At 42.7% G+C, this 22196-nt stretch carries 10 protein-coding genes; 5 read left to right on the forward strand and 5 right to left on the reverse strand.

Going from position 1 to position 22196, the window contains the following annotated elements:
* Positions 1-326: 326 nt before the first annotated feature.
* On the reverse strand, positions 327-1514 hold the full coding sequence (locus tag NDJ01_RS21325) for a PLP-dependent aminotransferase family protein (protein WP_258587294.1): 1188 nt from the start codon (positions 1512-1514) through the stop codon (positions 327-329).
* On the reverse strand, positions 1478-1705 hold the full coding sequence (locus NDJ01_RS21330; RefSeq protein ID WP_258587295.1) for a GntR family transcriptional regulator: 228 nt from the start codon (positions 1703-1705) through the stop codon (positions 1478-1480). Before NDJ01_RS21330 ends, NDJ01_RS21325 begins: the two co-directional genes overlap by 37 nt.
* Before the next feature lie 359 nt (positions 1706-2064).
* On the opposite strand from NDJ01_RS21330, the gene ampC reads away from it, so the two are divergent.
* Complete coding sequence (gene ampC, locus NDJ01_RS21335; RefSeq protein ID WP_258587296.1) at positions 2065-3216, forward strand: class C beta-lactamase; 1152 nt, start codon at positions 2065-2067, stop codon at positions 3214-3216.
* Between the two features lie 94 nt (positions 3217-3310).
* Positions 3311-3955, forward strand: a complete 645-nt coding sequence (locus tag NDJ01_RS21340) for a CatB-related O-acetyltransferase (RefSeq protein WP_258587297.1) — start codon at positions 3311-3313, stop codon at positions 3953-3955.
* A gap of 183 nt (positions 3956-4138) precedes the next feature.
* Here the strand turns inward: NDJ01_RS21340 and NDJ01_RS21345 are convergent, their stop codons facing one another.
* Together NDJ01_RS21345 and NDJ01_RS21350 are read right to left on the reverse strand one after the other, a co-directional pair.
* Positions 4139-5137, reverse strand: a complete 999-nt coding sequence (locus NDJ01_RS21345; RefSeq protein ID WP_085343961.1) for a 2-oxoacid:ferredoxin oxidoreductase subunit beta — start codon at positions 5135-5137, stop codon at positions 4139-4141.
* Positions 5127-6968 (reverse strand): 2-oxoacid:acceptor oxidoreductase subunit alpha, encoded by a 1842-nt coding sequence (locus tag NDJ01_RS21350; RefSeq protein WP_258587298.1) that lies wholly within the window; start codon positions 6966-6968, stop codon positions 5127-5129. Before NDJ01_RS21350 ends, NDJ01_RS21345 begins: the two co-directional genes overlap by 11 nt.
* Before the next feature lie 430 nt (positions 6969-7398).
* Between NDJ01_RS21350 and NDJ01_RS21355 the strand changes: the two genes are divergently transcribed.
* Positions 7399-8184, forward strand: a complete 786-nt coding sequence (locus tag NDJ01_RS21355) for a LysR family transcriptional regulator (RefSeq protein ID WP_258587299.1) — start codon at positions 7399-7401, stop codon at positions 8182-8184.
* A 248-nt stretch (positions 8185-8432) separates the two neighbouring features.
* On the opposite strand, the gene NDJ01_RS21360 is transcribed toward NDJ01_RS21355, so the two are convergent.
* Positions 8433-9410, reverse strand: a complete 978-nt coding sequence (locus NDJ01_RS21360; RefSeq protein ID WP_258587300.1) for a peptidoglycan DD-metalloendopeptidase family protein — start codon at positions 9408-9410, stop codon at positions 8433-8435.
* Between the two features lie 381 nt (positions 9411-9791).
* On the opposite strand from NDJ01_RS21360, the gene NDJ01_RS21365 reads away from it, so the two are divergent.
* Together NDJ01_RS21365 and NDJ01_RS21370 are read left to right on the forward strand one after the other, a co-directional pair.
* A complete protein-coding gene (locus NDJ01_RS21365; protein WP_258587301.1) occupies positions 9792-19625 on the forward strand; it encodes a tandem large repeat in 9834 nt (3277 codons plus the stop codon).
* Positions 19626-20392: 767 nt separating this feature from the next.
* Positions 20393-22144 carry a hypothetical protein gene (locus tag NDJ01_RS21370; protein WP_258587302.1) on the forward strand — a complete coding sequence of 584 codons (1752 nt, stop codon included), beginning with the start codon at positions 20393-20395 and terminating at the stop codon, positions 22142-22144.
* Positions 22145-22196 lie beyond the last annotated feature (52 nt).

Consider the following 22196-nt stretch of genomic DNA (forward strand, 5'->3'; position numbering starts at 1 on the left):
GATACGTCGCTTTACTTTGAACCTAGTACGTTTACAGTCGAAGAAATATAGTGTTGGGGCTGAAGCAAAACAAGCGGGTTAGAGCGACACAATTCGTAGTGAACCCTTATTGGGTTGTAAAGCGTTCCAAGCTCGCAGTTGCCCTGACTCTGCTGGTGATAACACGACGATAAATTGATACCGAGCAAAACGATAGTTTGATATTGCCTCTTCATAAGTCTATGACTCTTTAAGTTTATGACATTTTTGAAGGGGCAATTTTATATCTGCTTTAGGATGAGATACTTGCTACTATCTCGGTTTAATCTAATACTGATTGAATAATATCAAATGCTTTTTCTATTTTTTGGGGTAGGGATAATGCCAAACCCAAATAAGAGGGCATTAGAATGATTGTTGATAGAAAAATGCGATGATGGGTAAACCGCTACATTGGATGAAGCAAGCTTATTCATCATTTGTGTCGCGCATCCCGATACTTCAGCTGCTATATGCAATCCACCTTGGCTTGGAATACGTTGTAAGCAATCTATGTTGTCAATTAATTGAGTGAGTTTATGATGCCTTTCGCTATAGATTTTATTCATATTGAGTAAATGGTGAGAGAAATGACCGTCACGCATGAATTCGTCAAGTAGGATTTGAGACACTACAGATGTACTTCTTCCCAAGTGCCACAACATATTTGAAATTGGCTCCATTAAAGACTTTGGTGGAATCATATAGCCAATGCGTATGCCGGGAAATAGTATTTTAGAGAAACTGCCTACCATAATGACGCAGTCATTTTTGTCTTGTGACTTGAGAGCTTGCTTACTGGTATTGAGATAGTGATATTCCGCATCATAATCATCTTCGATAATGATTGCGTTATTAACTTCTGCCCATCTCAGCAGTTCTAACTTCCTTTCAACGGAGTAGCTAAAGCCTAAAGGGAATTGATGACTAGGCGTTGTATAAATAATTTTGGTATTAGAAGGGATTGATTCAACGATAACGCCTTGGTCGTCCATCGGCACGGTGCCTATTTGCGCGCCAAGCAATCGAGCTTGATTTCGAAAAACAGGATATCCTGGATCTTCCGTCGACACGAGGTCGCCCGGAGAGAGTAATGTAAGGAGAGTCGTCATTATTGCCTGCTGGCATCCTTGCGTAATGATGATGTCTTCAGGATCACAGATTACGCCTCTCGAATGTCTTACATACTCGCAGATAGACTCTCGTAAACAAGCTAACCCTTGCAAATCACCACCATGTGCAAACTCTGGAGTTAATGCATTGAGCCTACTCAGTCTTGAGTGTCGCCAAATATGCTTTGCTATTCTCTGATGATCAGGAACGCCTAAAGTGAAGTCATAGTCTAGATTCTTTGGTGCGATGATCTCTGGCTTCTTCGCTGCGTTAGTGCCAAACACCCCTAGTTGGTAGTGTTTTATTGGTCTCTTATCTTGATTCACCGTTTGTTCTAGAACATTACTTACGTACGTGCCAGACCCTGCCTTTTTACTATCCACCCCTCGAACTGAAGTCGCTCATACACCGAAATGACAGTGTTTCTTGCTATGCCTAACTTTTTTGACAACATGCGAGTCGACGGTAATCTCTCATTTGATCGTAATCTGCCTTCTAATATCCCTTGGTATATCTCGGAATAAAGCTTTTGGCTGGTGACTTTTCCAGTTTCGAAGTGTAGTGAAAATGGCATCGTTTTCTCTGTAGACGTTGAAAAGTGGTTCTAAAGCGTTGTGAGGATGTGGATCTGTATACATTAGGTATATCTACCTAGTATACCGTTATCGTGATATGGAGAAAGCGTAATTAAGTACATTATTTCCCCATTTTGCAAACGGATGTTACTTACATTCGTATCTAATCGGCCTACCTATCAACGGTGATCAGGTTTAAACCTGTTTATATCGCACTAAAAATTTGAAGACACAGTGTTATTGATCGGGGGTTAACGATTGGAGTTCTTCAAGTCAGGATTACTTTTATATAAAAAGCTAAAAGCCTTGGAATAAACTAGAAATTAATTATAAGTGAAAATTAAAAATTGAGGGTTCAATGAAATTAAACAATGCTTTGGTGGCTATTTTATCGCTCACTTCTTTCGTCACGTTTGCGAAAACGGAGTCAACGGTTAGCAGTCAATTAAAGAGCGTAGTTGATGAATGTGCTAAAGGATTAATGAACGAATACGACATTCCGGGGTTGGCTGTTGCAGTAACGATTGATGGTATGCGTTATTTTTACAATTACGGTTTCGCTGACGAAAGTAAGGGGAGTTTAGTCACTAACGACACTATTTTTGAACTCGGCTCTATCAGTAAAACTTTTGCCGCTACTTTGACTGGGTACGCCCAAGAAAAAGGTAAGTTGAATATGGATGACAAGGTCAAAGATTATATTCCAGAATTAGAAAATAGTGTTCTGGGTAATACCAAGCTAGTTCATGTCGCAACCTACACTGCAGGTGGTCTACCATTACAATTCCCTAGCGAAGTAACGAACGACGCTGAAATGATGCAGTACTACAAAACGTGGAAGCCGGAGTACGAAGCCGGTACTAAGAGGAAGTACTCAAACCCTAGTATTGGTCTATTTGGCTACATCGGTGCTTTGAGTATGAAGTCAGACTATACGGAAATGATGGAAACCGTCATCCTACCTGAGCTCGGTATGACCAATACGTTTGTCGATGTACCAAAGGATCAGCTTAACAACTATGCTTTTGGTTATAGTTCTGAGGGACAACCCGTTAGAGTTAATCCAGGTATTCTTGATGCACAAGCCTATGGTATTAAATCAACAAGCTTAGATATGCTTCAATATATCGAAGCAAATATGGGTCAAGCGCAACTTAATTCTGATATAGAAAATGCGCTAGAGCGAACTCATACTAAGTATTTTGATACCGACACGTTTACACAAGCCGTAGGATGGGAAGGTTATGATTACCCCGTTTCACTTTCGCAATTATTGAAGGGTAACTCCAGCGATGTAATTCTCAACGCTAAACCGGTTCAAGCAAGTGTATCCGGTACTCTCGGTCGTGACGTTTGGTATAACAAAACGGGTTCAACAGGTGGCTTTGGGGCATATGTCGCATATGTACCCTCTGAAAAAATAGGCATAGTGATTCTAGCGAATAAAAACTACCCTAATGCAGAAAGAGTAGAGGCTGCTTACAATATTATTAGCTCGGTGGTGAAATAAATTTTAGTGGTAATAGGCACTACGTAATTATTAGAGCTTATTTAGATACATACTATCTGCATTGTTTTATTCGATAGTATTTATAGGAGTATTCATGAAAACTAAGCATTGGTCTAAGGTGACTTTGCTACATGAAGTTGTTACGAATCCAAATATAACGATTAAAGGTAAACATAGTTATTACAGTGATTTTTGGGACGCCGGTTTTGAGGAGTCCGTTGTAAGATATCTACAAGGCGATGAGTTCAGCCGAGATTGGGAACCAAAATGGAAGATTGATAAGTTACATATAGGTGACTTTGTCTGTATTGCAGCGGAAGTTGTGATTGTTATGGGGGGAAATAGTACACATAGAGCTGATTGGTTCTCCTTGTACCCATTTATGGACTTTATTGAAGAAGCGTACGTCGGGAAAGGAGATACTCACATTGGCGATGGCGCCTGGCTCGGTATGCGATCCATGATAATGCCGGGTGTGACTATCGGAGAAGGAGCAATCGTTGCGGCAAACAGCGTGGTGACGAAAGATGTTGAGCCTTACAGCATGGTTGCAGGCTCACCAGCTAAGCATGTCAAATATCGCTTTTCTCGAGAGACGATAGACGAACTGCTCGCCCTTAGGATATATGATTGGCCTGATAAGAAAATCGACAGTCTGAAGAGGTTGTTATGTTCAGACGATTTAGAAGGGCTGAAAAAGGCAAGCGCTGAATACGATAGAAACCATTCAGTAGAGTGAGGATGTCACTATTTAAAAAAACAGAAGAGGCTCATTATAGAGCCTCTTTTTAGTGTGATGGATATCTGCAACCACCACACTTCCTTATCAACTCATCATTCAGCAAGTCGCCAACTAGAATCGGAAACCTTTTAGTTTCATCTTTGCAGGAAAGGTTACCTCAATAGTTGGCTCTTTCAATTGTTAGCAGAGACGCTCATAACTGTTTTGTTTGAGCAATTCGGTTAAGTCGCCTTGACCATATTTTAGAGTTGCTTGGTGTTTTTGATGTCGAATGACCTGATCAAAAGTAGGTCGAGTCACTGAACGAAAAACGCCCACGGGTACGGGAAAGTCTGGATAGCTCAAGTTAGCAAGCGCATAAGCATAGTATGACTCCTCGCATTGACTGGAGTGGAGCAAAAGGTTCGGGGCCTCTGATTCGACAATCTCGAAACCAAACCCTCTATTGATCAACGCTTTTGAGTGTGTTTTACCAAACAATAACGGTTCATTATCTGAGAGATAAAGTAGATGTTCGCTTCTATTAGCAGGGCCGTTGTAAGGTTCGTGCACTTTATCGTTAAAAATGACGCAGTTTTGTAGGATTTCAACCACAGCAGTGCCCGAATGCGCGGCGGCAGCCTCTAACACCATCGTCATGTGTGTAGGATCATTGTCTGATGTTCGTGCTATGAACGTAGCACCTGCGGATGCTGCCAATGCCAAAGGTTTAAGCGCTTGATCGGGAGAGCCTTCAGGGCTCGACTTAGAAATGAAGCCCTGTTCGCTTGTCGGAGAAAATTGGCCTTTGGTAAGTCCGTAGACAGCATTATTAAAAAGCAAAATTTTAATGTCTTGGTTGCGTCGAATCGCGTGAATAAAGTGATTTCCGCCAATACTCAGTGCGTCACCATCGCCGGTTACGACCCAAACATCTAACTCTGGATTGCTAGCTTTTACACCAGTAGCGATGGCAGGGGCACGGCCGTGAATCGTATGAAATCCATAAGTATCGAGATAATAAGGAAAACGAGATGAGCAGCCGATCCCTGAGATGAATACGGTGTTCTCTTTAGTTCGACCTAATCGTGCTAGAACGGACTGCATCGTTTTTAATACGTTAAAATCACCACAGCCTCGACACCATTTGACTTCAACATCAGATGCGAAATCTTTGCGGTTGAGTACCTTAGTCGTCATTTTTAATATCCTTCAGGTGGTGGTTAATAGACTCAATGACCTCGTGAACTTTGAATGGTAACCCCTTAACTTGGGTTACGGAGCGTGCAGAAATGGCATATTGTGAGCGAATCACTTTGACGAGTTGTTGGTTATTCAACTCAAAAACAAGCACATGTTTGAATTGGCTAATGATCTCTTCCAAATTGATTGGAAACGGGTTTAGATATTTAATATGGGCGTGGGCAACCGATGCGCCTTGATTTCTCAGATGCTCAATTGCGGTCGACACAGAACCTTGCGTGCCTCCCCAACTTAGCACTAGCAGTGAGTCTTGAGTACTGCCTGTTAGCGTTTGTTTAGGGATGAAATGGCAGATGTTATTTATTTTTTTTGCTCTTTCATCAGTCATGCGCTGGTGGTTTTCAGGATCATGAGAAGGGTTGCCAGTAATCGCTTGCTTTTCTAACCCTCCAATGCGGTGCATTTTCTCTTTTGTACCAGGCGTGACCCACTCTCTGCTGTAATACACGTCATCACGGGCATAGGGATAAAACGGGCTTATGTTTGCTTTTGCAGCCTCGGCAGTGAGCTTAATCTCATCAGGGTTGGGCACGAGCCAAGATTCGGAGCCGTTTGCTAAGTAACCGTCACTCAATAAGATCACTGGCGTCATAAATATAGTGGCAATTCGACATGCCTCGATTGCCATATCAAAGCAGTCTGCAGGAGAGGCAGGAGCCAACACTGGGAGTGGTGAATCCCCATTTCTACCATACAAAGACAAAAGCAAGTCTGATTGCTCTGTTTTAGTCGGTAGGCCAGTGGAGGGGCCTCCACGTTGTACGTTGATAACAACCATTGGCAACTCCGCCATCACGGCAAGGTTAATGGTCTCTGCTTTCAAACATAATCCAGGGCCGGACGTTGATGTGACTCCTAAACCGCCAGCATAAGATGCACCTAAAGCTGAACAAGCAGCTGCAATCTCATCTTCTGCTTGGAATGTCGTGACCCCAAAGTGTTGATAGGTTGATAGTGTGTGTAGAATATCTGAGGCGGGTGTTATGGGGTAAGAGCCCAAAAATAGCTGGCGTTGGAGTTTTTCTGCTGCGCATATTAACCCAAGCGATAATGCTTCGTTCCCTGAAACAGTACGATACAAGCCAGCTTTATCTGCTACGGGAGCAACCTGAAAACAGTCGCTGAATATTTCGGTTGTTTCAGCATAATTAAATCCCGACTTTATGGCTAAAGTATTTGCCTCTCTCGCTTGCGGATTGTCAGCGAATTTATTATTTAGCCATTCAATGGTCGGTTCTAGCGGACGACTGTAAATCCATAAAACAATACCAAGCATAAAAAAGTTTTTGCTTCGTTTCACTACTTTAGGCGCTATGTTTAACTCAGAAAGAGATTGAACGGTTAAACGCGTAAAACTTTCACTAATCACTCGATAATCTGCGAGGCTACCATCGCTCAATGGGTTCGATTCATAGCCAGCAAGCTCAAGGTTTTTTTTATTAAAACCATCGAGATCAATAAGCACCAAACCGCCTTCAACGAGTTGTGAGATTTTGGTTTTTAATGCAGCGGCATTCAGAGCGATTAAGACTGAAAAATCGTCGCCAGGAGTATAAATCTCTGTTGAGGCAAATTGCATCTGAAAAGCCGATACTCCAGATGTGGTTCCTGCCGGAGCCCGTATCTCAGCTGGATAATCAGGTAACGTCATGACATCGTTTCCTTGTTTCGACGAGTTGTCTGAAAAGCGTTCTCCAAGTAATTGGATACCATCTCCAGAATCGCCAGCAAAACAGATCACTTCGCGTTTAAGTTGAATTATTGTCATTAAAACCTCTTACCGTGTTAGAGCAAGTTCAGTATGTTTCATTGCACTTAATGAGATGCAATGGAATTAAAGGTTGAAGAAAATGCCGTAAGCCTGAGCATTTTGAGTGTAGAGTTAATGGTGTTGGCTTTATTTGTCGTCTCTGAGGTCAGTAGAAATATCCATAGCTAGGTATGCTTTTCCGAAATACTAGAAAAGTTTGCATGACACAAAAATACTTTTTCTGTCATATTAGATGTGATTATTTTTCATTAATTGTGAGCGTTATGGATAAGCTGTCATTAATAAAGTTGTTTGTATCTGTTGTGGACTTAGGGAACTTTACAGCAGTCGCGAATCAATTAGGGCAGTCGCGAATCAATTAGGGCAGTCGCCTTCTACTGTTAGTAAAGCGATTGCTCGCCTAGAACAGGATTTGGGTGTTCGTTTAGTGCACCGTACAACACGTCAACTCCAGCTCACTGAAGCGGGGTTTAACTACCTTGAGACGGCAAGAGAAGTGATCAACTTGCTCAAAAGTAGTGAAGAGCAGCTTCATCAAAGTATTGCATCTCCGTTTGGTACACTTCGTGTCAGCCTTCCTTTATCGTTCGGGCAAAACTATATAACTCCGCTGATTCCAGAGTTTTGCGAACGTTACCCTGAAGTGAAGTTGGATCTTAGCTTTTCCGATGAATACACCAGTATATTGGAGAGTGGGATGGACGTTGCTATTCGAAGCGGGAGACTAAATGACAGCAACTTAATTGCGAGGCGATTATGTCCTATTGATATGGGTATGTTTGCCAGTCCGGAGTACATAAAGAAGTTTGGTCGGCCTCAGAGTGTTGAAGCGCTTAACCAGCACAAATGGATAATGTACCGCTATAAACAATCGGGGCGCTTGCTTACCTTGACGATGCCTTTAGATGGTCAATTAGTAGAATTTAGTCCTACACATCAAGTGACAGTAGACAATGGTTATGCGATGGCCTCTTTAGCGAGTTTAGGAGCAGGGATTGCACTGATGCCCCAATATCTTGCTCGAGACTTAGTACAGCAAGGTAAACTGATGTTGGTTTCTGAACCTCAAAGAACCGATGGTCAAGGTGTCTATATATACTATCCAAGTCGTAAGTTTGTGCCCGCGAAAGTAAAAGTATTTATCGACTATATTATTCATAAACTGGATGAGCAGGGAGAGGCGATCAACAGCAGTTGGATGCTGAACCATTAAAGCTCTTGCTGGAGGACGATAGCTTTTTCTGAAGTCTAAGCGTGTTACGTGCCAGCAAGTTTGCTACATTCAGTTGTGCCCACAAAAATATTAACTCATGGGCTGCAAACAAAGATTCGCATCATTAAGAGCCGCATATAGCGGCTCTTTTTTGTCCTGAACTTGGAAAGTGGCGACAGGTCTTGAAGCGCTCAGAGGGTTACGAGGACTCGCTTCAGATAAATGAAGAAAGATCGAACCGAAGTATTTTATTGCCGGTTTGACTGTCTATACCGTTGCCATTCCGCTGTTAATTCTGCTTTTTCTTTTCTCGCTGCAATCAGCATTTCTATATTAACGTCAGTGTTTGGGTGCTTTTGAATGTATCGCTCGTAATCAACCGGAATACCATTGATGTGCAGTTCAAGGTGTAAATGCGGCCCTGTTGTTCTTCCTGTGTTACCCGTTTTTCCTATCACTTGTCCTCGGCTGATCTTCTCGCCAACGTGGACGTTGCGTTGAGATAAGTGTAGGTAGCGTGATACAGAGCCATTTGTGTGGCGGATATTAATGTAGTTGCCCGCAAAACGGTTGTAACGAGACTTTAAAACGATACCATCAGCAATACTACGAACCGGTGTACCTACTGGTGTTGCATAGTCAGTGCCAAAGTGCGGAGTCGTTATATTAGTTACTGGGTGTGTTCGTTTTAAGTCATAGCCAGAGCTTACTCTGTAGCTTTTATCAAATGGATCTGAAAATCGGAGTTTATTTTTTATTGACACGCCATGTTCATCAAATATGTTACCTTGCCCATCATTGATAATAAATAAATCGGTTTTACTACCTAAATAGTAAAAAGAACTAATATAGGTTTCATTTCTACTATTTAACTTAGTTCTTAAGATAAAATGGTCATCTCTCTTAACTGAATCAATAATATTAAAGTTACTTTTAATAAGGGACAATAGCAAATTAATCTCTTTTTGACTTATCCCTGATTTTAACAATGAAGCGACAAACGAGTACTCAACCACACCTATGGTGATTTTTTGTCTAAGAGTACCCACCTCAAAAGGCGTTTGAACTCCCTCATTCTTGAACTCCAAAGGCTTAACGGTAGGCAGTCTATCCATGGGAGTGAGGATGTGGTGAGAAAGCGACACGCTAATAAAAATGAGTAAGGCAATGGTGAGAAGGGTTGCGGTAGGAGTTCGCACACTCCTTTTTATTATTAAAATAGTCATTAGTTTTGGTGGTTTATCAAGGCTGACAGTTGTGCGTAGAGTATAATATTTTAAATAAAACCTAGCATTAAAGTATGGCTAATTCCTCCGTTTTAACTAAGTGAATAATTATAGGTGATGATTTTAATTTAATAATTTAGTAAAAGTGACGGTTGGTCTGGTGTTTTTGGCTTTTTAAATGGTGTTATTGTCACGTTGAGAAAATATTTTACAATAATATAATCTCGGCAAAATATATTTTGCCAAATTACTATGTTCGCTAAAAATACGCTGAAATTAACATTAGGTCTTACGCTTACATCTCTTTTATTGAGTGCATGTGGTGGTGGTGATGGAGGAGACAACACACCTCCAGCTAGAAGCAAAGGAAGCATTTCCGGTATGGTTTTTGACGCCCCTGTAAATGGCGCAAAGATTGAGGTTTTCGAGTTCAAAAATGGAAACTTAGGCCGGAAGTTGGCTAACACGACGTCTGATGCGTTCGGAAACTATCTGCTAGAGTTTGAATCGTCTTCAATGCCTCTTTTTGTTGTTGCAAAAGAGGGGAGTTATACCGACCCGTTTACGAATGAAACGGTATCAGTGAGCAATGCGAAGACACTTAAATTTGAAGGTGTTGTGAACTTTAAAGAGGGGAGTGAGCAAAAGTTAATGCTTACTCCGCTGTCGAACTTGGCAGCAGGCTTGGCAAAGTACAAAATTTCTCAAGGATCCACAGATGAGAGTGCCTTTTCAACCGCTTTGGATAGTATCAATAGCATGTATGGGTTTGACGTAAATGAGACCAAACCTATTGATATAACCAAAGGTGGGCAAAGCAGTTTTGCTAGTGCTGGGCATCAATACGGCGCTTTATTAACTGCATACTCGTCTTACTCTTACGATCTTATAAAAAAATACGGCAACAGCGATAACGTCTACACTTCAATGCATTTCGCTGACATCCAATATCGGGATGTTATTGCCGATGGTGTTCTTGATGGTCTTGAAGTGAGCCAGACTTCAGGAGCAGTGACTCCCCTCAGCTTTGGACAGAAAAAGATAAATAGCGACATTTATACACGTGATTTATCTCAGCATGTTCTGATCGTGGTAAACGATCCAAGTGTCAATATCTCTGGTACTGATGCCGCAGACTATGTCGACTTTAGTAAGAAGCTTAATGACTTAGGTACATATGGCAGTACTGATGGCGTCATTCCACCGCGAGATGGTACGGATATCGATACAGATGCGCCAATAGTTACTCGTACGGACAGTGATGTGCTCGCTGGCACCGATAAAGTTGATCTAAAGATTGTAGATGATATCGGCGTAGAAGACGTATCCGCCTTTATTCAGTATCAGGTTAATGGCTCTTGGTCTGGTGAATTTCAATGTAACGACATACAAGATTTTGGAAGCACATTCTGTTCGGTTGAATTTGATGATTTTGAAGTTGGCCTTCGAGAGACCAACGTTAAAGTTAACATTAATACCAAAGAGATCGATAGTGTGGATATGAACCCTGCCACAGGGCTCTCAAACGTAACAGCAGCACGGTTAGTCTTATATACAGCGGATGTACTGGGTAATGAGTTAATTCCAGGCAGCCATTCGGGTCTTCATATCAACTTTGAATGGGATAACGATGCGCCTGTTATCGATATTACATCGGCGAGTGCAATTAATAACCAACTTAAAGAATACGTTCTGAAAGGGGTTGTAAAAGAAAGCTCGCAAGAGATCAGTTCGGTCAGTATTTCATTTAAAGATGGCTTACATGAGGACGTCACATGTTCTCCTGTAACTGTAGAATCTGGAAATGCTTGTGAGTTTAGTAAGGCTTACCCAACTGATGAATTCCTATCTACGACGGTCTTTGAGGTTCGAGCGAAGGATAGCAAAGGCAATACGGGCACCGCTCAGCATGCAGTAAGTCGTGACGATCAAGCGCCAGCACAAACGATTACTTATCCTGAAGGTGCGTCAATGACGTACGTAAATGTCGGTTTAGATGGTGAACGAACCACTTATGATGGTATCTACTCTCAAGATACGTATACCCCAGACAATGTTCAAGCGAGCCGCGATTTCTTGAAGATTGACTATGCGTACGCAAGTATAGGGATTCAGAATTCATTAAAAGGGGTAGATTTTAGTAACTTCAACGCTAATTTATTGAAAGAGAATAAAATCCCTTATGTTCGTGTGAAAGTATCAGACGTAAATACCGATACGGTTTTAGGCTCCAACGCTAATAAGCTTAAGCTCGTCGTCAAGTACTACGTAAGCCAAAACAACGATAACAACTACTCACTTCAGCAAGTTATTGATACAACTGCATCAGATGACGATTACATCGCAAAAATTCCGCACGAAACGCTGTTAGACAGCAATGGGCGAGTAGAGGATGTCATCTATTACATTCCGTTTGTAAGAGATATTTTGGGTGACAGCTTTAAATCGGTATCAGAAAACAGTAGTCAAAAGTTAGTCATTCAAACCGTCGATGAGTCTGATAACGAAAGCACTCCAAGAGAAGTATATTTTAGAAGTAGCTTTGACCTACCAACCATAAAAGTGGTGACACCATTTATTGGTGCGCGAGCTCAACTTGAAGGGTTGAGCCCAAGTGGTGAATTCACTTCACTTGCAAGTTGTACCACTATCCAGCAACTGGAAAGTGACCAGTCCATGGCTCTTGACGTAGCGAGCTGTGAAACCACAACTGACGTAGTGAATTATGATTTCATGCGTGTTCGTTTAATTGGTATCGAAGGCAGTGAGCCATACTATTACCAATGGAAAAGAGATCCAGGGACCAAGAAAGTAACGGTTGACTTAAACAAGGCCAATATTGGTGTGTATTTTAAGCTCAAAGGTTCTCAAACTTACTATATTACTGAACTATCGACATATCAGACTGGTTTGTTTGATTTCCAGTGGGATCAAGTGACAGCGGGAGAGAAAACTTCAGAACGTGCGATTCAAATTCTTGATGAGGTGCGCTATGCGTTATCAGGTACGAATAACAACTCATTCTTTGGGTTTGACCCAACGGTTGTGCCTTATGCAACCAATGAAATGCTTACGACTAAAGCGATTCCAGAAAAGCCATCAAACGATTATCTACACCGATTTCTTGTCGAAGCCATCGATAGTATTGCTCAAGGAATGCCGAGAAATAACTCATTAGATTTTGCCTCCGCTATTTACGATGATTTGAGCTTTGATGGAAAAGCGAATGGTATTGGTGTTGGTGGACGTCAGGTTATGCTCGATTCTTATCAATTCGGTTCCGATACTTATCGAAAGGATTTAGCGCAATCGTATTACGAAATCATGGCGAGCAAATACGGTATTGAGACCAATATCGCGCAGCTCTATGCTGATGATATTTCGATGGCTAATCCTAACTTAAATGGTAAGAACATTTTTGATACAGAGGGTAGCAGTATCGATATCTTGCCTCCACAGCCAAAATTAACGATTGAAAGCGGTCGAGAGACGATGGTTGGCAATAGGCTTTATATTGCTGGTGAAGTTGTTTCTAAAATTATCCTAGACGATCCTTCTGGTATTGTAGAAACCGACGCTTATGGTCCGAAGTTTAGCACGATGTGGTATCAAGCCAGTGAGCCAAACATTGAAATACCGCTGGACATCAACATTGTAGAGAACCCTGGCAACAGCAATGCTTATCGAAAAGAGTACCTCTTTACCCTTAACTCTCAGTCTAGTGAACTAAAAGATATTGTAGAGTTTGCTGTGGAAACCAGTGCCATGGACCCACATGGTAATGCGTATGGTTACGATGGCAAAGCTCCGTTCATAGAAACGGTATTTATTGATAATGATTTCCCTAAAACGAGTTACCTCCCACCTAATGATGTCGATGGTAAACCTGTAGAAGGCGGTATTTATTTAAATGCCAAAAATACCCATGAATTGACCTTCAAGGTTGAAGACGTTGTGGGTGACAAGCTTTCTTCAAGAGGTCTTGTTTTCTACCAGCAAACGGGTGAAAAAGTCACATACACACCAGAGGACTTTGCGAATAACTCGAAAGACGCCTTTAAAGTCAAATTATGTACGGGGGGGCTTTGTTCAAATCAAGGCGCGACGATTTACCCGGGTGATGGTGATTGGTTAGTCGTTGCAGCGGCAGAGGATAATTTAGGTAACTCCGTTTCAGAGTTAACTAGCACGGCTCCGAGATTCAATATTCGTATCGACTCTGAAGCTCCTATTGTAAAAAGTGAGCAGGTTCAAAGTCGTTTAGGCGGTAACAACCAATGGACACCTGTTATTGATTGGGGGACGTTAAGCCCCGGCAATAATGTAAAAATAGATCTTCGCCGAGGATCTGGTCAGGCACTGACATTAGAAAGCTGTGACCCTCTAACAGAGACGTGTGACGTACCATACCTAGTCGGTGAACAACCTGACGTCAAAGTCCAACTGGTTTCAAAAGCATTTGATTACGATGAATGGAATGAATTTTATGTCACTGCGACGGACAATGCTTACCCTGCCAATGTTAGTACAACAGGGAAATTCACATTCCAAGTCGATAACAAAGGCCCAGAAATCATCCTAAATACGCCTTGGGTTGAAGACACATTGTCCAAAGAGAACTATGTTGTCGGGCGTGAGTTCAACGTGCGATTTAAATCTGTAATAGACGATTCAGACATTGAGCAAGTCTCTCTATATCAGAATGGTAAAGATTCGCCAATTAAGACAATTGTGCCAACGGATTCATCTAAAGAGTTTGTAATGTCTCTCATTAAGAGTGACACAGATAAAATAGACATTTCTGAAGATGAAAAAACCACGTCACTGTATGTAAAAGCAACCGATATTTACGGTTTTGAATCTAGTTCTAACACGCGCAAGGTTATTCTTGATCGTGATGGGCCAACATTAGGGTTAAGTGGTTTCAATGCGAATGACTACTACTTAGGAAACTATGTCTTTGACCTAACGGCGTTAGACCTGAATGCCAACGGTGATATTTCAATTAATGGTGTAAACCGAGAAAGCTTAGAGTATTGGACGTTTAGCGATCTGGAGCCATTACCTGGCTCTCCAGGTAAAAAAATCAATGAAGATCTCAAAGTGAGCCTTGGTGATTTAGGTACGGGTACACACAAGGTTCGTTTAAAAGGGTCTGATGTTCGTGGCAACACAACCTTAACCAGTGGTGAGCAAGATTTTACCGTTAAAGTGTACAATTCCATCCCGCAGGTAACGCTAGCGATGAGTTACACGGATGGAACGCCAATTACAAACAACACCATCTATCAAGATGGGAATATCGTACTTAAGCTTGATATTGTTGATGACAGTGGCGTTGATCGAATTGACTCAACGTATAGATTTTCTGGAGAGCAAAACGGGACTAACTTTACGTTTTCAGAAACCGCAGATGGCACTTGGACGGCAACGCTGCTTTCTACACAAATTGCCAAAGATGGTAACTATGAACTTGATATAAAGGTTTACAACAAAGTTCGTTACCTTGACGAAAAAGACAGAAAGGTTGGAAAAGTAAACCAAACCTTTAGCGTACAGCGTGAAGGCGTGGTTCTCTCGGTTGCAAGTCCGCTGGACTTCCAGAACTACTTATCTGATGGTGTTCTTGATGTCACCTTTACTACATTGAGTGCGGTCAAAGCCAAAACGTTAGAGTGTTGGGTTCGTGAAGAGTACAACTCTCTAGATGCACCACCAACTAATGAGCAACCAACTTCTGGTGTTATCAACGTATCGCAAGAACCTTACAGTTGTAGTGTCAATGTTGGGCAAAACATGACGAAAGCACCTGTCACTTTGATCACTAAAACCTTGGGTACAAATGGGCGTGAAACGATCAACAAGTTCAATTTTTCGATGGTGGATATTGATGCACCAACAGTCGTTGATGGTAACTCATACAGTTTTAAAGGAAGTGATGTTTGGTTTGATGAAGCTTTGAAGAAGAAGATGCTCACATTTGAGCTCTCTTTCAATGATGCTTTGTCAGGCGTGAATACTGAAAGTTCAGATAAATATCCAAAGCTGGTTCGTAATCTTGGCAACAAAGCTTATACACCAACGACCTGTGCCAAAGGTGTTGGAAATATCAAGTGTACGTACTCTGAATCCTACGCCGATATTATTGATGGTCTGAGTACAACTCAAGAATACAAAATCAAGAACGTATCTGATTTAGCAGGAAACTTGACGCCAGAGCACGATCTATTGCTTGAATTACCTAAAGGTTCGGTAGTCGTTGAAATTACTGATCCGGTTGGAAACACAACCATTAATGGTCAGCAGCTTGTCGCCAAGTTCAGAATTAAGCTGTATGAAAACTCTAGACTAGACAATGTGATGGCCAGATTTGGAACGGAATCCTACAACTATAAAGATAATCCGGAGAAGTTTGCACAATTAGAGGTGTGTGCAGATGATCCAACCTACAAGTGTTCAACATTTACAAGTGAACTTCCTAGCGATGCGGATGGGAAAACGATCAGGACAACGATTACCGCAACGGATGTGTGGTCGAGAGTCGGTGAAGCGACCGTTGATATTAAAGTTGACAATACATCTCCAAGTGTTGGCGATGAGATTATCGTAACTGAATCGCCAACAAATCCAGATAATGTTCGTTTTCGTTTCGACATAACGGACACTGGTAGCAGCCTGGCAAAAGTAAACTACTCGGTTTTAAACCCAAGCTATCAAGAAGAAAGAGTAGAGGATGGGAACGGTTCATCTACGTACTTTGAACTATCAAAATCTCAGTTAGAGGGGCGTGGTTCAATCACGGTTGATATCAAAGCAACAGATAGTGTTGGGCTATATTCAGACATCAGAAAAGTCATTGATATTAGTGTTCCTAAAGTCACGATTGATTTCGATGGAATTACGAGTTTGCAGGGTGGGAAACTGTTTTTAACCAAGGCGAGCCAGCCGTTTACGGTATCTACGGTGGAAGGAGAAAGAGTGAAAGCTTCACAATATTCTGTGGAGCTTATTCCAAGCCTAGGTGATTCCTTGCGTTACTCAGGTGATGTTATCTCATCTAGTGGTAATGGAATGATGAACTTTGCCGTCGATAACCAAGGGTCATATACCCTTAAGGTGACGGTGACGGACTCAGTTGGAAGAGAGAATACAAGCTTTGAATTACTAGGCAAAAGTTATGATGGACAAGTGATCGAGTCTATTGTTGATTATGACGTTCCAAGTATCTCTGGCTTAAGTGCTAATCAAATCTCTAAGATACCGACAAACGATAAGTATCAGCTAGAAATTAGTGCATACATTACAGATAAAAATTTAAACATCGTCACGTCAAAAGCGGTGAGTGGTGGCAGCACTGTGGCTCCTCAAGCGATTACTGAGCCGACAACCGAAACGGGGCCTTATGTCATAAGCTATTTGTTACCTAAAGGTGATCATACGATCGCGGTGGCAGCAACAGACAAGGTGGATAACAAGAACGAGAGTTCTATTGACGCACATGTGGAAGCGGCAACCGTTCCCGGGCTAAGTATATCTACTGCTTCAAGCGCCCCTCTTTTTGGGGGCGAAGAGATTACACTTACGTTTAACTTTACAGAAGAAGTTACTAACTTTGATATCTCAGATGTCCATCTTGTCGCTAGTGATAGCAGTGCAACAGGAACGTTAAAACAAGATACTTGGTCGACTTCAGACAATGTTACGTGGACGGTTAATTACATCAGTCCAGAAAAGCAAGATAAAGACATAACAATACAGGTAGAGGATGATAGCTACCAAAGTACCAACACCATTCCAGGAAAGGGAAGCAGTTTAAGTATCGCGGTTGAAGGAACCTTACCAAAACTGACTAATGTGACATTTAACCCCAAGCATCAGAGTGTGGGGCAAAGCGTGAGTGTCTCGCTTGAGTTTGATAAAGAGCTCCAAGAGGCGACTGCTACGCTTGGCGGCAATCGCATTAGTTCTCTGTCAGCAACGGCAGATAAAAAGGTCTGGGTTGGTGATGTACAAGTTCCGAGCACCGCGCTGTTAAGTGTCGACTTGGTTGTTAGTCAGTTTAAAGATTTGACTGGCAACATAGGTGAGGATAACACCGCTCACGAATTACCGATCACACCGACCTTAGTCATCACGCCAGTGGGCAATGTGGATGAAACGCATGCCGCCACGCTACAATTCGAAGGTACGTCGACACGTTTTGACGGCCAGTCCCTGCGCCTTGAAGTGAAAGCCCAAGGCAGCGCGACGGTACTAAAAAGCGGCAGTGCGACAGTACAAGCCGGTGGCACTTGGACCAGTGACGCAATGGATATGAGTCACCAAACCAATGGCACTTATACCGTGATTGTGACAGGGACGAACTCAGCGGGTATTGAAGTGAGTGAAAGCCAGAGCTTTACACTCGCGCAATCTCTGCCAACGCTGACTAACGTGATGTTTACTCCTGAGCATCAAGCCATCGGCCAAAGCGTGACGGTGACGCTGGAATTCGATAAAGCATTGCAAGCTGCCGTTGCAGAGTTAGGTGGCACAACGATCACCTCATTAGTGGCAACAGCGGACCCAGGCGTTTGGACTGGTGATGTGGTGGTACCAAGCACGTCAGAGCTCAATGTGGCGTTACTGGTTCGTGACTACCAAGACTTATCAGGGAATACCGGTAGCCAGAACACGGCTTACTCCATGCCGATCACGCCGACCTTAGCTATTACGCCAGTGGGCAATGTGGATGAAACGCATGCCGCCACGCTACAATTCGAAGGTGCGTCGACACGTTTTGACAGTCAGTCCCTGCGTCTTGAAGTGAAAGCCCAAGGCAGCGCGACGGTACTAAAAAGCGGCAGTGCGACAGTACAAGCCGGTGGCACTTGGACCAGTGACGCAATGGATATGAGTCATCAAACCAATGGCACTTACACCGTGATGGTAACGGGGACGAACTCAGCGGGTATTGAAGTGAGTGAAAGCCAGAGCTTTACACTCGCGCAGTCTCTGCCAACGCTGACTAACGTGACGTTTACTCCTGAGCATCAAGCCATCGGCCAAAGCGTGACGGTAACGCTGGAATTCGATAAAGATCTGCAATCCGCCGCAGCGGAGTTAGGTGGTACCACGATCACTTCATTAGTGGCAACCGCGGACCCAAGCGTTTGGACTGGTGATGTGGTAGTACCAAGCACGTCAGAGCTGAATGTGGCGTTACTAGTTCGTGACTACCAAGACTTATCAGGAAACACCGGTAGCCAGAACACGGCTTACTCCATGCCGATCACGCCCGCCTTAGCCATCACGCCAGTGGGCAGTGTGGATGAAACGCATGCTGCCACGCTACAATTCGAAGGTACGTCGACACGTTTTGACGGTCAGTCCCTGCGTCTTGAAGTGAAAGCCCAAGGCAGCGCGACGGTACTAAAAAGCGGCAGTGCGACAGTACAAGCCGGTGGCACTTGGACCAGTGACGTAATTGATATGAGTCACCAAACCAATGGCACTTACACCGTGATGGTGACGGGGACGAACTCAGCGTGTATTGAAGTGAGTGAAAGCCAGAGCTTTACACTCGCGCAGTCTCTGCCAACCTTGACTAACGTGACGTTTACGCCTGGGCACCAAGCCATCGGCCAAAGCGTGATGGTAACACTGGAATTCGATAAAGATCTGCAATCCGTAGCGGCGGAGTTAGGTGGCACGACGATCACCTCATTAATGGCAACCGCGGACCCAAGTGTTTGGACTGGTGATGTAGTGGTACCAGACTCGTCAGAGCTGAATGTGGCGTTACTAGTTCGTGACTACCAAGACTTATCAGGAAACACCGGTAGCCAGAACACGGCTTACTCCATGCCAATCACACCAACAATACATCTAGATGCTATCAATGATGTTGCTGGAGTGGAAAGCGTGACAATAAGTGGTAGCAGTGAACGATTTGAAGATAGTGAGTTCATAGATATCAAAGCAGTCGACGCTGATGGTACAGAAGCCACAGGCATGGCAACCGTGTTTTCAGACTCATGGACAATTGACTTAGATCTTTCAGGACTGAAAGACGGGGCGGTGACGATTTATGTGAATGGTACCAACAAGCTGTCTGCCTCTGCCGAAGAGGCTCAAGCAACATTTAACTATGATCGTTTCGCAAGTACAGCCTCCTTAGGTGCTGTTTACAACCGATATTTTAGTGATAACAAAACTTTAAAAAATGCGGCATAAATAAAGCGAGCGTTTAGCTCGCTTTATTTCTTTGGGACTTTTTGTGATATTTATCAAAATAATTGCCTTTATTGATAAGTTACTCGAATTAATGAATCGTCTTAATACAAGGCTGAATAACTATAATAACTAGGCCAATGTTGCTTTTAGGTGTGTATGACGTGATTGTGATGGTCGCTCGGTAGGTGCTGTGGTGAATGTGTCGCGTTGAAAATCTTTTTAAATATTATATATTTACGCTCGTTTCTATACTCTGAGTATAGTGTTCTGCATGAGGTCGATGGGTAATACCTCGCCTCTTTAACTCGCGATGAAGCAAATTTAATCCTAGCAAGCTTCAGAGCAGTTACTTTTGTGAGTGCGTAATGCGCTCACCTTTTTATTTAAACTTCCTCAGTAACAGTCAATTTGTTGTTTGTTGCTGAGGAGGGCACCTCATAAACTTCTGAATTTCCTCGAGCTTACCTGAAGCGCACGTTACTACGATTTTTGTTAACTTCAGTCCATAAATTAAATTTTTTTAGAGAGTAAGATTTTACCATTTTGACAGAGTGGGTGATGTTACTGGCTTTTATTGTGGTTAAATCGCATGTTTTGATAGTAAAAATCACCATTTGTTTGGTGTTTTTGATTTCGGGCGATTTTTCTATCTCGTTGAAAATAAATGGCTAAGTAAGTAGGATACGCAGACCAAATCGTACTTGTAAGCCTTATCAGCTTAATTGTCACCGCAGCCATATTTACGATGTTGGTTGTGGAGAATTCAAATGCATTTAGTTTGCAAATTTATACCTAGCTCGAAGCTATCCTCCAACGAGCTATCTTATGTTCTTACACCGGACGAGTGTATAGGACAGCTTTCGCGTTTGCGAAATTCAGATGACATCCTTAGAAACCTCCCTAAAGAATTGGCGCAAAAGATTTCCATCTCTGCCAAAAAAACGACCAGCGCATTGCTAGCTGCTATAAGAATCGAATTGGGAAAAGGCAATTGGGTGTCATTATCTACCGTTGCTCGTCGGTCGCCATTGACGGACTCTCAGCTGCAAAGCTTCCCTAGACTTAAAACACTCGTTGACTCTGTATCTGCTTCGAATGAAAGCAAAGCTTTTAAAGCAGGATACAAGCAGGTTACCGAAGATGTTGCTTTAGTTCGTAGTTACACGCATGTCCCCTCTGAGCCAAGTCCAGATCAAAAAATCGTTGTCGAGTTTGCAGGGCAGTGGTCTAGCAACGCGGCATGTTTGATGTTGGGAAAAACCGAAGCTCAAAAAGAAAAAGTCACAGTAGGCAAGGTTGATACAGAAAACAAACACCGCAGCCTCGCGATATTTAAAGATCTCGAAGCTGAGGGCAAAACGCTCTATATCAAAATCCCTTGCACTGACCAGCCTCAGCCAATTTTGCTTAAACTCGCCGAAGACTTGCAACCCGTTGATAAAGATACTCAGATGGATGAGTGGGATAACGTGTTGGTGCCTGTGGTTCCGCTGCACTTCCCTAGTAGCGATAAATCAGATGAAGCTGCAGAAGTGTTTACATCAGGCTACGTGTATGTTGTTTGGAACAATAAAATTTGGCGCGAAGTGGCAATTACGGAAAATGGTTACTTTTCAGATACGGACATTAATAGTGTTCGTGAAGGCTCTAGACGCAAAAGGCACGCCGATATCTATATGACCAATCCTGAAACAGGCGGTGTTTTCGCTTATGAGCCTTTCCAAATCGTGCAGAACGGCAAGGTGGTAAGTGAAGGCTCTTTGAATGGCTCTGGAGAGGCTCGAGTGTTCAACTTAGTTGAGGAAAAAGTTGAGATAGTCATGACCGGCTATGAGCCACAAATCAAAGAAAAGATTGAAACAAATTTGAGCCCTATTAATGCTTCTAGCCCAGTGGAGCGGAGCGCGCAAGGTTATCCTCTCCCGCATATATGGCTTCCTTACAAGATTAAAGGTGAGCCGCAAGAAGTATATTTGGCTTATAACAGTAAACGATTGAGCGAGAGTGAACTATCTGAACTAGAAAGTGATCCCGGAACCAAGGCCATAAAAGTCACTGATCTTAACCATTATAGCAGTGAGAAAAGCTTTAAAATTGGAGACGGTTCTGTTCGTCTGCTCTCAGTATTACCAAGTGCTGTGACCTCAAAACCTGAAAAATACGCAATGTTACGAAGCCAGGTAAATAAAAATGTAGCGGTCGTGTATTTACTTAAATCTGTCGAGATAGTTTTCGAATATCCGGGCTATACGACGCTGGACGAGTCAGATGATTACTTTGAGTTAAGGCAAAGCGATGGTGATTGGTCGCAGCGAGTGTGCTTGCGCCAATGTATAAAAAAAGAGAATGGTTCTAGGTTGATTCGTTTTACTGGTTGGCCTGCAGAGGTTAAAGAAGTGGATCTTCTCCGTGGTTATCAGGGCAATAGTCATCACGGAAGAGATAATAAAACGGTCATTTTTGCTCAAACACCCATTGCGGATTTACTGGCTTATAAGAAAAAAGATCAGCCAAGTTAACAAAACAACTTATTCGGGTTGCGTTGTCACACTATTAAACGCGATCGAGAAA

The sequence above is a fragment of the Vibrio sp. HS-50-1 genome, from assembly GCF_024747315.1.
Lineage (GTDB): Bacteria > Pseudomonadota > Gammaproteobacteria > Enterobacterales > Vibrionaceae > Vibrio > Vibrio diabolicus.

Excerpts from the sequence above, each read along its gene's own strand:
- NDJ01_RS21330 (WP_258587295.1), bottom strand. The coding sequence starts at position 1,705 with ATGCCATTTTCACTACACTTCGAAACTGGAAAAGTCACCAGCCAAAAG.
- ampC (WP_258587296.1), top strand. The coding sequence starts at position 2,065 with ATGAAATTAAACAATGCTTTGGTGGCTATTTTATCGCTCACTTCTTTC.
- NDJ01_RS21340 (WP_258587297.1), top strand. The coding sequence starts at position 3,311 with ATGAAAACTAAGCATTGGTCTAAGGTGACTTTGCTACATGAAGTTGTT.
- NDJ01_RS21345 (WP_085343961.1), bottom strand. The coding sequence starts at position 5,137 with ATGACGACTAAGGTACTCAACCGCAAAGATTTCGCATCTGATGTTGAA.
- NDJ01_RS21350 (WP_258587298.1), bottom strand. The coding sequence starts at position 6,968 with ATGACAATAATTCAACTTAAACGCGAAGTGATCTGTTTTGCTGGCGAT.
- NDJ01_RS21360 (WP_258587300.1), bottom strand. The coding sequence starts at position 9,410 with ATGACTATTTTAATAATAAAAAGGAGTGTGCGAACTCCTACCGCAACC.
- NDJ01_RS21365 (WP_258587301.1), top strand. The coding sequence starts at position 9,792 with ATGGTTTTTGACGCCCCTGTAAATGGCGCAAAGATTGAGGTTTTCGAG.
- NDJ01_RS21370 (WP_258587302.1), top strand. The coding sequence starts at position 20,393 with ATGCATTTAGTTTGCAAATTTATACCTAGCTCGAAGCTATCCTCCAAC.